Source organism: Pseudomonas sp. PGPR40 (assembly GCF_022014505.1).
GTDB lineage: Bacteria > Pseudomonadota > Gammaproteobacteria > Pseudomonadales > Pseudomonadaceae > Aquipseudomonas.
The window spans coordinates 50,151-62,700 of sequence record NZ_JAKLSP010000011.1 but is presented as its reverse complement, the minus strand read 5'-3'; the positions used below and the strand labels follow the sequence as shown (position 1 = coordinate 62,700).

Sequence of the window (12,550 nt, the reverse complement as noted above, 5' to 3'; positions counted from 1 at the left end):
GGACGCGGTTGTACGCGTCCAGCTCTCATCCCTGTCAAAGCTGCTACGTTTGTACCTCAAGCAGTATTTACAGGGATGGAGGGACTTCTCAAGGGACGGCCCTGCAACTGGCCTGAATCAGAGGAAGCCGAATCTCTGGCGCACCACAAAAAAGGTTCCTAGGGGAGCTGACGGTCTTGAGGTTCCTCCATCCGCTTTCCGTTGATACTTTCGAGAAACCTGCCTAGCTGATTGAGGCAGCAGGGATCCAGTGGCGGCGTACGCTGGAAAAAGTTTCGGCCGAATGCCTTCGTACTTTTGCCCGGCGGGGAGAGCGTTGTAATCGGCGGTCATTTTTTGGAAGCTGTTATGCAGTTCCAACAGTTCAGCCGGCGAAAGGATGCGGCTTCGTTCGGCTTCGTTCGGCCTCGCAGTCGGCCGGGAATGAGTTGAAGTGTGGGCTGGGAAATTTTTCCAAAAGCCAGAAACGACAAAGCCCTGAAAAATCAGGGCTTTGTCGTATAAAGATGGCGGAGGCGATGGGATTCGAACTCATGGACCTGTTACAGTCGACGGTTTTCAAGACCGTTGCCTTAAACCACTCGGCCACACCTCCGTTTGTGTTGCGGGCGCCATAATACCTGAATGAAACACACTGTCAAACTCTCTGCATGGCTTGTTACAGAGCGTCTGTTATGATCTTTGCGACTGAACGTTTCAAACCAACCAGGAGTGTCGCCATGCGCGAACAGGATTACGCAGTTAATAACAGCGTGCAGGCTGAGCAGCTAGAGGTTAGCCGCGTCCTGCGCAACACTTACGGCTTACTCGCTCTCACCCTCGCATTCAGCGGCGTGATGGCGTTTGTCGCGCAGCAGATGCGTGTCGGCTACCCGAACATCTTCGTGGTGCTGATCGGCTTCTACGGTCTTTTCTTTCTCACCAACAAACTCCGTGACTCGGCGTGGGGCCTGGTTTCTGCATTCGCATTGACCGGTTTCATGGGTTTCCTGCTCGGCCCGATCCTCAATCGTTACCTGGGCATGCAGGGCGGCGCGGAAGTGGTCAGTTCGGCTTTCGCGATGACCGCGCTGGTGTTCGGCGGCCTGTCGGCTTATGTGCTGATCACTCGCAAGGACATGAGCTTCCTCGGCGGTTTCATCACGGCCGGTTTCTTTGTGCTGCTGGGCGCGACCCTGGCGAGCTTGTTCTTCCAGATCAGCGGTCTGCAACTGGCGATCAGCGCAGGTTTCGTGCTGTTCTCGTCGGTGTGCATTCTGTTCCAGACCAGCGCCATCATTCACGGCGGCGAGCGCAACTACATCATGGCGACCATCAGCCTGTATGTATCGATCTACAACCTGTTCGTCAGCTTGCTGCAACTGTTTGGCATCATGAGCCGCGATGATTGATCGCCAGCCTTGAATAAAAAACCCGCTTCGGCGGGTTTTTTATTGTCTGTGATTTGGCTCAGCTCGTTGGTTTCAACCAGGTTCGTGGCAACACACGCAGAGTTTGTTGCCGTCCGGGTCGCGCATGTAGGCGCCGAAGTAGTCGGGATGGTAGTGCGGACGCAGGCCGGGTGGTCCCTCGCAGGAGCCACCATGAGCCATGGCCAGTGCATGACAGCAGTTGACGATCTCGCGACTTGGCGCAAGCAGGGCGATCATCTGCCCATTCCCCGGTGTGGCCGGCTGTTCGTCGAACGCCGTGCCGATGACGAACAGCGGACGTGGTGCATCCTTGCTCATCCACGCCGCCCAGGGTTTGCCCGGATCGCAGAATTTCATCTGCAGCTTCAGTGCATCCATGATCGGTTGGTAGAACGCCAATGCCCGATCGAAGTCGGTGATGCCGATAAAAAAGTGGGACAACATTCATCTGTTCCTTATTCGGCCACAATGATGCTGCCATCAGCCTGCTGCCGATAAATGGTGTAGGGCAACAGCATGGTGTCGAGAACGCCGGAAATGACTACGTCGATCAACACAAAGGGCGTGCCATTATTGTATTGATACTCATCGATGCCCGGGCCTGGGGGCGCATGCAGACTGCAAAAGTCATAAGTCACGCCGCTATAGATCCGTGGAACCGCACCGCAGTAGGTTTTCTGTTCCTTGAGACTTTTTGCCGCTGCCTCGTCACTGCGCACCACCGTCTGAAACGTTCCGCAACCGGTGAGTATCAGCGCCGCCAGTAACATGACTTGAGTTTTCATGCCGTCAATCCTTCGCCGGAAAAAAACAATCTACCCCTTTGCGAACAAAACAGCACTCACGCCATCGGTGGTAGCCGGCGCTTGACCGGGGTCTTCTTGACGATGGCGGTGTTGGTTTCGGCGTGGCTGTTGAGGCAGTCGAGGAGGGTGTCCAGTTGTTCCATCGAGCGCACATGCAGGCGGGCGATGAAGCAGTCGTCGCCGGTGACTTTGTCGCACTCGGTAAATTCGGGGATGGCCTGAATCTGTCGCTCCACTTCCTGCAACTGGCCGGGCAATGGGCGAATGCGGACGATGGCCTGGAGTTGATAGCCGAAGCATTTGGGGTCGATCTCGACGGTGTAACCCTTGAGCACGCCACGTTCTTCGAGGCGGCGCAGGCGCTCGGCGATGCTGGGCGAGGACAAGCCGCTGATCTGTGCCAAGGCTTTGAGCGAGCGGCGTGAGTCTTCCATCAATGCGCTGATCAGCACTTGGTCGATGTCGTCGGTCATGGCGAATCCCCTGTTAGGCAATCGGCTGAATAAGCCTTGATAAAAAAGGCAGAAGCCGAGTTTAGCCTGCTTTTTGCGCTGGAGAACCCCCCGACGGATTAGCATACTTTGGGCTCAAACACAGGAGGTTGATGATGGACAAAACACTACGTCGCGGCTCATACGAAATGACCGCCGCCATGCTGATTTCCGGGACCATTGGCTGGTTCGTGCTGGTGTCCGGGCAACCGGTGCTGGACGTGGTGTTCTGGCGCTGCGTATTCGGTGCCGCCACCTTATTGTTGATTTGTGCGGCGTTCGGTTTTCTGCGCCCTGGCATTTTGACGACCACCACCTTCTTGCTGGCCGTGCTGAGCGGTGTGGCGATTGTCGGTAACTGGGTGCTGTTGTTTGCTTCTTACTCCCGCGCTTCGATAGCCATTGGTACGGCGGTCTATAACGTTCAGCCGTTCATGCTGGTGGGGTTAGCCGCGTTGTTCCTCAACGAGAAAATCACCCTGCAGAAACTGTTCTGGCTGGGCATTTCGTTTCTCGGGATGCTGGCGATTGTCAGCGCACATGGTGAGCAGGGTGAGGGTGGCAACGATTACCTGATGGGGATTGGTCTGGCGTTGGGGGCTGCCTTTCTGTATGCGATTGCCGCGTTGATCATCAAGCGCCTGACCGGCACGCCACCGCATCTGATCGCGTTGATCCAGGTCTGCACCGGCGTGCTGTTGCTCGCGCCCTTTGCGCATTTCTCGGCGATACCGCAAACCCCCAGTGCCTGGGCCAGCCTGGTGACCCTGGGCATCGTGCATACCGGTCTGATGTATGTGTTGCTCTACGGCGCGATTCAAAAGCTGCCGACAGCGCTCACCGGTGCGCTGTCGTTCATCTACCCGATTGCGGCGATTTTCGTTGACTGGTTCGCCTTCGGCCATCGCCTGGAGCCGCTGCAATGGATCGGTGTCGCCGCGATTCTGTTGGCCGCCGCCGGGATGCAGCAGGGTTGGGGCCTGAAGCTTCGGCGGGTGGCGGCGCAGTAAAGGCCTCAGAAAATATAGTCGGTGGTCAGGAAGCTCGAGTTTCGTCCGCTGATGATTTCGCTGAGGAGCTCCTTGCTGCTTTCCTGGAACTTGGTCGCCACCAACGTCCGAATCGAAAACACCCGCAGCGCATCGTGCACCGACAACGTGCCCTCGGCGGAGTTCTTGCGGCCATTGAACGGATACGTGTCCGGACCGCGCTGGCATTGGGCGTTGAGGTTGATCCGGCCGACCTGGTTGGCGAAGGTGTCCACCAGCCTGCCAACTGCCACCGGGTTGGTGCCGAAGATGCTCAGTTGCTGGCCGAAGTCGGATTCCAGGACGTAGTCGATCACGGTGTCCAGATGACGGTAAGGCACGATCGGCACGACCGGGCCGAACTGTTCTTCCTGGTAGACGCGCATCTGCGGGGTCACCGGGTACAACACGGCCGGGTAGAAGAATGATGCGCGAGACTCACCGCCATTGGGATTGACCACGGCCGCACCTTTGCTGACAGCATCTGCCACCAGCGTGTGCAGGTAATCGACCTTGCCTGATTCCGGCAATGGCGTCAGGGCCACGCCGCTATCCCACGGCATGCCGGGTTTGAGGCCGGCGAGTTTGGCGTTGAATTTCTCGATGAACGCCTCGACCACGTCTTCGTGGACGAAGAGGATTTTCAGCGCGGTGCAGCGCTGACCGTTAAACGATAGGGAGCCAGTGACGGCTTCGCTGACCGCGTTGTCCAGATCCACCTCAGGCAAAACAATACCGGGGTTCTTCGCATCAAGGCCCAGCGCCGCGCGCAAGCGATGAGGCCTTGGGTGGAGTTTTTTCAGGTCACTGGCGGCCTTGTTGGTGCCGATAAACGCAAAGATGTCGATCTTGCCGCTGGCCATCAGGGCACTGACGGTTTCGCGGCCGCTGCCGTAAATGACATTGATCACCCCGGCCGGAAAACTGTCGCGGAACGCTTCGAGCAGCGGGCGAATCAACAGCACGCCAAGCTTGGCCGGCTTGAACACCACGGTGTTGCCCATGATCAGCGCCGGAATCAGTGTGGTGAAGGTTTCGTTCAGCGGGTAATTGTAAGGACCCATGCACAACGCCACGCCCAACGGAACGCGACGGATCTGGCCGAGGGTGTCCTGTTCCAGTTCGAAGCGGCTGGAGCGACGGTCGAGTTCCTTGAGGGCATTGATGGTGTCGACGATGTAATCGCAGGTGCGGTCGAACTCTTTCTCCGAGTCCTTGAGGTTCTTGCCGATCTCCCACATCAGCAACTTGACCACCGCCTCGCGCTGTTCGCGCATGCGAGCCAGGAAGGTTTCGACGTGCTGGATACGCTCGGCCACGCGCATGGTCGGCCACAAGCCCTGGCCCCGATCATAGGCGCGAACGGCCGCGTCGAGCGCGGTCAGTGCGGTATCGGCATCGAGCAGCGGCGTGCTGCCGAGGATTACTTGTTCATCGCCATTCGCGCCGCTCAGGTACACCGGGCTGCGGACTTGGGCGAGGGGCCCGGACCAGGTTTTCAGTTCGCCATCGACCAGATACTCGCGCTGTTCGGTCGGGCCGTTGAGGCGGTATTTTTCCGGGACGTTGTCGGCAGTGGGAAACAGGTTGCCAAGGATCTGTGCTGTGGTCATATCGCTACCCCGTCTGGATTGGGTGATGCACTGATGAATCGTTTTAGCAGACCTCGGACTCGCTTGTCATGGCTCATCTTATGATTTTTTGGCGCTATCGACTCATCCGGTCAGGAAAGCCTTCGTAGCAACTGTCGAACGCTGCCTCGGCAGCTGCCACGTGGCGATCTTTTGCCCTGAAAACACACAAGTAACGATCCCCCGGTTAAACTTCACGCTCTTTCTCAAAGGAGTTCATATGAGTTATTACCAGCCGGGCATTCTCGCCACCCCTGTTCCGCCTCAAGCTCGTCATATGTTCTTCGCCCTTGAATCCGCCGAGGCACTGCCGGCTGCGCTGGATAACCTGATGCGCCTGGTGGACGGAAAGTCGGCGGTGGTCGGTTTCGGTGAATCCCTGGTCAAGGCGCTGCACGCGCAGATCGACGGGCTGCGCGCCTTTCCTGCGCTGGTCGGTGTTGGCGTCGACAACCCGTCGACCCAACACGCGCTCTGGTGCTGGCTGCACGGTGTTGACCGTGGCGAACTGCTCAATCGCAGTCATGCGATCGAAGCCGCGCTGGCACCGGCCCTGCGCCTGGTGCAGATGAACGAAACCTTTCGCCATATGAACGGCCATGACCTGACCGGTTACGAAGACGGCACCGAAAACCCTCACGACGAAGCCGCTGTAGCGGCCGCATTGCTGAGCGAAGGCGCGGACGGTCTGGTCGGTGGCAGCTTCGCCGCGATTCAGCAGTGGCAGCATGACTTGAAAGGCTTTCACGCGATGCCGTCCCATGAGAAAGACAACATCATGGGCCGTCGCCTGAGTGACAACGAAGAACTCGACGACGCGCCGATCTCCGCCCACGTCAAACGCACCGCCCAGGAAAGCTTCACACCCGAAGCCTTCGTGGTCCGTCGCTCGATGCCGTGGATCGAAGGCGATCGTGCCGGTCTGATGTTCCTGGCCTTCGGTTTTTCCCTCGATGCGTTCGAAGCCCAACTGCGGCGCATGAGCGGTCTGGAAGACGGCATCACCGACGGCCTGTATCGCATCAGCCGACCGATCACAGGCGGCTACTACTGGTGCCCGCCGCTCAAGGACGGTCGCCTCGACCTGCGCGCACTGCGTATCGGCTAAACAAGAAGCCGCCACCACGCTGGGCAAAGTTGGATACGCCGATGCCGGTTCTGCCTTGGTCGAAGTCCGGGTTAACCCTACCCCTGTAGGAGCGAGGCTTGCCCGCGAAGGCGGTGTGTCAGATCAAAGTGCTTTCGCGGGCAAGTCGGATCGCCGCACCGCTCGCTCCTACAGGGAGGAGTGCGGTGAGTGGCAAGAAGACTGGCGGTCCTTGTCAGGTAAAACTCAAAAGAGTACAAATGTACTCCATGACGACTTTAACTCCCCGCCGTACCGCCATTCTGACCTTCATCCGCGATCGCATCGCCGAGCACGGTCAGCCCCCGAGCCTCGCTGAAATCAGCGAGGCCTTTGGTTTCGCCTCCCGTAGCGTGGCGCGCAAGCACGTGCTGGCGCTGACCGAGGCCGGTTTTATCGAGGTCAATGCGCATCAGGCGCGAGGTATCCGGCTGCTGAATCAACCGCCGCGGCCCGAGCTGCTGGACGTTCCGGTACTCGGTCGAGTGGCGGCGGGCGCGCCGATCGGTGCCGATGCCGAGGTTCACAGCCGTTTGCTGCTTGATCCATCGATCTTCTCGCGGGTACCGGATTACCTGCTGCGGGTGCAGGGCGATTCGATGATCGAGGACGGCATTCTCGACGGCGATCTGGTGGGTGTGCGGCGCAATCCTGAAGCGGTCAACGGTCAGATCGTCGTGGCTCGGCTCGACGGCGAAGTCACCATCAAGCGTTTCGAGCGGGTCGGCGATTCTGTTCGCCTGCTACCGCGCAATCCGGCTTACCAGCCGATCATTGTTCGAGCCGATCAGGACCTGGCCATCGAAGGCGTGTTCTGCGGTCTGGTGAGGCAAGGGTGATGGGCGCCGTCGTTGCGTTGGATACGCTGTTCAATGGCGGCCAGGTCTGGAAGGGCCGACCTGCGCCACCGGCCGTCAGCCCGCAACCCACGGGGCATGCGGCACTGGATGCGGCATTGCCCACTGGCGGCTGGCCGGAAGCGGCGCTGACTGAAATCCTGTTGGCCGGGCAGGGCGTGGGTGAGTTGCAACTGGTGTGGCCGGCGCTGGCGCGGCTGTCGGCGGCGGGGGAGCGCATCGTGCTGGTGGCACCGCCTTACGTGCCATATCCCCAGGCCTGGCAGAACGCCGGGATCGATTTACGGCAACTGTCGATCATCCAGGCCAGTGAGCGCGATGCCCTATGGGCGGCGGAACAATGTCTGCGTTCGGGCAGTTGCGGGGCGGTGTTGTGCTGGCCGCACAAGGCCGACGATCGGGCGTTGCGACGTTTGCAGGTGGCGGCGGAAACCGGTCAGACCCTGGCGTTCGCCTATCGCTCGATCAGTGAAGCCATTAACCCGTCGCCAGCGGCCCTGCGCATCGCCATCGACGCCAAACCTGCGCAATTGCGGGTACTCAAGTGCCGGGGCGGGTTGGCCCGTTCGGCGCCGATTGCCTTTGCCGTAGGGCATTGAGGTTGCCATGCGCTGGGTTTGCATTCTCTTCCCGCAATTGGCGCTGGACGCGGTACTGCGTCAGCGCCCCGACCCCAATGAGCCGCTGGCACTGCTGACCGGCCCGGCCCAGCGTCGGGTGCTGCAGGCGGTCAACGGTTCGGCGCGGGCGCTGGGCTTGCGGCCCGGCCAGTCGATGACCGCCGCCCAAGCCCTGAGCAAAGGGTTCGTCACCGCCGAATATGACGCCGCCGAGATTGAACACTGGCAGCAATTCCTGGCGGCCTGGGCCTATCGGTTCAGCTCCCAGGTCAGCGTGCATTACCCCCGGGCCGTGGTGTTTGAAATCGAGTCCAGCCTGGGCTTGTTCGGGCCCTGGCCTCAGTTCGAGGCGCGTTTGCGGGCCGAACTTGGCGAGCTGGGGTTTCGTCACCGGATTGTCGCCGCACCCAACCCGGTGGCGGCGCGGGTGCTGGCCAACGTTTATGACGGTCTGGTGGTGCCGGACAATCAAGCCTTGCAGCACCACCTCGGGCAGTTGCCCGTCGACCGAATCGCCCTGGAGCCAAGCGTTGCCACGGCATTGTCGCGCATGGGGCTGCGCACCTTGAGTCAGGTGCAGGCGCTGCCACGACATAGCCTGGCCCGGCGTTTCGAGGCTCAGGTGCTCAAGCATCTGGACACCCTGTTCGGCGAGCGACGACTGGCGCTGGCGTTTTACCTGCCGCCGGACCGTTTCGATGTGCGCATCGAGCTCAATTTCGATGTGCAGTCCCATCAGGCATTGCTGTTTCCGTTGCGCAGGCTGACTGGCGATCTGGCGGCGTTTCTCTGCGGACGGGACAGCGGTGTGCAGCGTTTTGACCTGCACCTGGAGCACGCCGGGTTGCCAGACACGCTGATCAAGGTCGGCCTGCTCAGTGCCGAGCGCGATTCGGCGCTGCTGTTCGAACTGGCCCGGGGGCGTCTGGAACAGGTTCAGGTCGAGGCGCCGGTGCGCGGTTTTCGTCTGTGTGCCGAAGAGCTACCGGCCTTCGTGCCCCAGTACCAGGAGCTGTTCGATGATCGCCCGCAGCAATCCTTGCCTTGGGAGCAACTGCGCGAACGCTTGCGCGCACGGTTGGGGGATGACGCGGTGCAAGGCCTGCGGTTCCAGGCCGATCATCGGCCGGAATGTGCGTGGCAGGCCAGTGTCGACAACCAGGCCTGTGGGGGACTGCCTGCCGTGCAACGCCCGGGCTGGCTACTGACTGAACCGCAGGCAGTACACGAAGGTTCGACGCGCATTCTCATGGGGCCGGAACGCATCGAGTCGGGCTGGTGGGACGGCGACGACGTGCGCCGCGATTACTACCTGATCGAAACCTGCTTCGGTCAGCAGGGCTGGGCCTATCGGACGGTGGGTGAAGGCGGTCCGTTGTGGCTGCAAGGCTGGTTCGCATGAGTGTCGATTATGCCGAACTGCATTGCCTGTCGAACTTCAGTTTCCAGCGTGGTGCTTCCAGTGCGCTTGAGCTTTTTCAGCGGGCGAAAAAACAGGGCTATCAAGCGTTGGCGATCACTGACGAATGCACCCTGGCGGGTATCGTCCGCGCCTGGCAGGCGGCCAAGGCCGTGGAGTTGCCGTTGATCATCGGCAGTGAAATACGCATCGAAGACGGTCCGAAACTGGTGCTGCTGGTGGAAAACCTCGAGGGTTATCAAACCCTGTGCCGCCTGATTACCCGCGCCAGACGCCGCACGCAGAAAGGCCAGTATCAGGTGCTGCGGGAGGATTTCGGCGAGCCGTTGCCGGGTCTGTTGGCGTTGTGGGTGCCGGACGCCGTCGATGACTTTGAGCAGGGCCATTGGCTGAAGCAGACCTTCGCCGAGCGCTTGTGGCTGAGCGTTCAGTTACATCGTGGGCAGGATGACACCCGGAGACTGGCGGCATTGCTGACTCTGGCGCGGGAATTGCGGATCCCGGCGGTGGCCAGCGGCGATGTGCACATGCACGCCCGTGGCCGGCGTGCCTTGCAGGACACCATGACCGCGATCCGCCATCACCTGCCGGTGGCCGAGGCCGGGTTGCGTCTGCACCCTAACGGCGAACGGCATTTGCGCAGCCTCGACGCCTTGCGCGAACTCTATCCGCAGGCACTGCTCGACGAAACGCTGAGCATCGCCCGGCGCTGCACGTTCGACCTCAGTCAGTTGCGTTATCAATATCCCCGGGAGCTGGTGCCTGAAGGTCATACGGCCACGTCCTGGCTGCGAGCCTTGACTGAAAAGGGTATTCGCTGGCGCTGGGAAAAAGGTCCTGAAGCCGAGGTGTTGGCGCAGATCGACAAGGAACTGAAGCTGATTGCCGAGTTGGAGTACGAAAGTTATTTCCTGACGGTTCACGACATTGTGAATTTCGCCCGCAAGCAACACATTCTGTGTCAGGGGCGCGGTTCTGCTGCCAACTCGGCGGTGTGCTTCGTGCTGGGGATCACCGAGATCGACCCGGAGCGGAGCACACTACTGTTCGAGCGTTTTCTCTCCAAAGAGCGCAACGAACCGCCTGACATCGACGTGGATTTCGAGCACGAGCGGCGTGAAGAAGTCCTGCAGTACGTGTTCCAGCGATATGGCCGGACCCGTGCGGCGCTGACGGCAGTAGTCAGCACTTACCATGGTGCCGGTGCGGTACGCGATGTGGCCAAGGCACTGGGTTTGCCGCCGGATCAGGTCAACGCCCTGGCCGACTGTTGCGGCCACTGGAGTGATCAGGCGCCGCCCGTCGAGCGCCTGCGTGAAGGTGGTTTCGATCCCGACAGCCCGGTGTTGCGCCGGGTACTGAGCCTGACCCAACAATTGATCGGTTTCCCCCGACACCTGTCCCAGCACCCTGGCGGTTTCGTGATTTCCGAACAGCCTCTGAACAGCCTGGTGCCGGTGGAAAACGCCGCCATGGCCGAGCGCACCATCATCCAGTGGGACAAGGACGATCTAGACGCGGTCGGTCTGCTCAAGGTCGACATTCTGGCGCTGGGCATGCTCAGTGCGATTCGTCGTTGTTTCGATCTGCTGCGTCGGCACCGTGGCCGCGATCTGAGTCTGGCAACGGTGCCGGCCGAAGACCCGCAAACCTACGAGATGATTGGACGTGCAGATACCATCGGGGTGTTCCAGATCGAATCCCGGGCACAGATGTCGATGTTGCCGAGGCTCAAGCCCAAGACCTTTTATGACTTGGTGATCGAGGTGGCGATCGTTCGCCCGGGGCCAATTCAGGGCGGGATGGTGCATCCCTATCTGCGGCGGCGTAAGGGTGAAGAAGAGGTGGTCTATCCGTCGAAAGCACTCGAAGTAGTGCTCAAGCGCACTCTGGGCGTGCCTCTGTTCCAGGAACAGGTGATGCAGATTGCGATTGTCGCCGCCGACTACAGCCCCGGCGAGGCCGATCAATTGCGCCGCTCCATGGCCGCCTGGAAACGCCACGGCGGACTGGAACCGCACAAGGAACGTCTGGCGCACGGAATGAAGAAAAACGGCTACACGGAGGAGTTCGCCGCGCAGATCTTCGAGCAGATCAAAGGCTTCGGCAATTACGGCTTTCCCGAATCCCACGCCGCCAGTTTCGCCTTGCTGACCTACGCCAGTTGCTGGTTGAAATGCCACGAGCCGGCGGCCTTCGCCTGTGCGCTGATCAACAGCTGGCCCATGGGTTTCTACAGCCCGGACCAGATTCTTCAGGACGCCCGCCGGCATCATTTGCAGATTCGTCCGGTGGACGTGCGGGCCAGTGACTGGGATTGCAGCCTGGAACCGATTACCGGCGCGCAACCGGCCATTCGCATGGGGTTGCGGATGATCAAGGGCTTTCGCGAGGACGATGCCAGGCGCATTGAAGTTGCACGGTCGAAAGGGGCGTTTGCCGACATCGCCGACCTTGGCCAACGGGTGCGACTCGATGCCCGCGCCCAGGAGCAACTGGCCGATGCCGGTGCGTTACGCGGGCTGGCTGGTGATCGGCATCGGGCGCGCTGGGAAGTGGCGGGGGTGCAGAAACAGCTCGGCTTGTTTGCCGGTTTGCCAAATCAGGAAGAGCCGGCGGTGTCTCTGCCCAAACCCACCGTAGGCGAGGACCTGCAAGCCGATTACAACAGTGTCGGCACCACCCTCGGCCCGCATCCGCTGGCATTGCTGCGGGGTGAATTGAAGGCCCGGCGTTGCCGCAGTTCGAAAGAGCTTATGGAGGTCGAGCACGGCCGACCGGTCAGCGTCGCCGGATTGGTCACTGGTCGGCAACGCCCGGGCACCGCCAGCGGCGTGACCTTCGTGACGCTTGAAGACGAGTTCGGCAACGTCAACGTGGTGGTCTGGCGCGACCTGGCCGAACGGCAACGACAGGTATTGGTCGGCTCGCAATTGCTCAAGGTCGATGGGCGCTGGGAAAAGGAAGGCGAGGTGCGGCATCTGATTGCCGGACGCTTGAGCGACCTGAGTTCATTGCTTGACGGCATCCATGTGCGCAGCCGGGATTTCCGCTGAACCTGCGACAATTCAGCTATACCTCTATGAAACCATTGGCGTCGGCGGTGCTCGAAACAAACGGGCACGCACCGTCTCCTCACGCCGTTGCACTGCCTGAAAA

11 protein-coding genes and 1 tRNA gene are annotated in these 12,550 nt (G+C 60.5%); 7 read left to right on the top strand and 5 right to left on the bottom strand.

Annotated elements, in window-relative coordinates:
• Positions 1–507 precede the first annotated feature (507 nt).
• Positions 508–595, bottom strand: a tRNA-Ser gene (locus MEB48_RS11625).
• Between the two features lie 124 nt (positions 596–719).
• Between MEB48_RS11625 and MEB48_RS11620 the strand changes: the two genes are divergently transcribed.
• Positions 720–1,391, top strand: coding sequence for a Bax inhibitor-1/YccA family protein (locus MEB48_RS11620; RefSeq protein ID WP_007898177.1), 672 nt, complete (start codon positions 720–722; stop codon positions 1,389–1,391).
• Positions 1,392–1,463: 72 nt separating this feature from the next.
• On the opposite strand, the gene MEB48_RS11615 is transcribed toward MEB48_RS11620, so the two are convergent.
• Genes MEB48_RS11615 through MEB48_RS11605 form a run of 3 tightly spaced genes read right to left on the bottom strand, consistent with a single transcriptional unit; the run spans position 1,464 to position 2,691 of the window.
• Positions 1,464–1,856, bottom strand: a complete 393-nt coding sequence (locus tag MEB48_RS11615; protein WP_237884379.1) for a VOC family protein — start codon at positions 1,854–1,856, stop codon at positions 1,464–1,466.
• A gap of 11 nt (positions 1,857–1,867) precedes the next feature.
• Complete coding sequence (locus tag MEB48_RS11610) at positions 1,868–2,197, bottom strand: YceK/YidQ family lipoprotein (protein WP_237884378.1); 330 nt, start codon at positions 2,195–2,197, stop codon at positions 1,868–1,870.
• Between the two features lie 56 nt (positions 2,198–2,253).
• Complete coding sequence (locus MEB48_RS11605) at positions 2,254–2,691, bottom strand: Lrp/AsnC family transcriptional regulator (RefSeq protein WP_237884377.1); 438 nt, start codon at positions 2,689–2,691, stop codon at positions 2,254–2,256.
• Positions 2,692–2,825: 134 nt separating this feature from the next.
• Between MEB48_RS11605 and MEB48_RS11600 the strand changes: the two genes are divergently transcribed.
• Complete coding sequence (locus tag MEB48_RS11600; protein WP_237884376.1) at positions 2,826–3,719, top strand: DMT family transporter; 894 nt, start codon at positions 2,826–2,828, stop codon at positions 3,717–3,719.
• Between the two features lie 5 nt (positions 3,720–3,724).
• Here MEB48_RS11600 and MEB48_RS11595 read toward each other — a convergent pair whose 3' ends face one another.
• Positions 3,725–5,350 carry an NADP-dependent glyceraldehyde-3-phosphate dehydrogenase gene (locus MEB48_RS11595; protein ID WP_237884375.1) on the bottom strand — a complete coding sequence of 542 codons (1,626 nt, stop codon included), beginning with the start codon at positions 5,348–5,350 and terminating at the stop codon, positions 3,725–3,727.
• 238 nt (positions 5,351–5,588) lie between these two features.
• Between MEB48_RS11595 and MEB48_RS11590 the strand changes: the two genes are divergently transcribed.
• The 5 genes from MEB48_RS11590 (at position 5,589) to MEB48_RS11570 (ending at position 12,447) form a co-directional block, all read left to right on the top strand.
• Complete coding sequence (locus tag MEB48_RS11590) at positions 5,589–6,476, top strand: Dyp-type peroxidase (protein WP_237884374.1); 888 nt, start codon at positions 5,589–5,591, stop codon at positions 6,474–6,476.
• A 239-nt stretch (positions 6,477–6,715) separates the two neighbouring features.
• A complete protein-coding gene (lexA, locus tag MEB48_RS11585) occupies positions 6,716–7,333 on the top strand; it encodes a transcriptional repressor LexA (RefSeq protein ID WP_237884373.1) in 618 nt (205 codons plus the stop codon).
• Positions 7,333–7,950: a translesion DNA synthesis-associated protein ImuA gene (gene imuA / locus MEB48_RS11580; protein WP_237884372.1), complete on the top strand. Its 618-nt coding sequence runs from the start codon at positions 7,333–7,335 to the stop codon at positions 7,948–7,950. The genes lexA and imuA overlap by 1 nt, the downstream gene beginning before the upstream one ends.
• Positions 7,951–7,957: 7 nt before the next feature.
• On the top strand, positions 7,958–9,373 hold the full coding sequence (locus tag MEB48_RS11575; protein WP_237884371.1) for a Y-family DNA polymerase: 1,416 nt from the start codon (positions 7,958–7,960) through the stop codon (positions 9,371–9,373).
• A complete protein-coding gene (locus MEB48_RS11570; protein ID WP_237884370.1) occupies positions 9,370–12,447 on the top strand; it encodes an error-prone DNA polymerase in 3,078 nt (1,025 codons plus the stop codon). Before MEB48_RS11575 ends, MEB48_RS11570 begins: the two co-directional genes overlap by 4 nt.
• Positions 12,448–12,550: the final 103 nt, after the last annotated feature.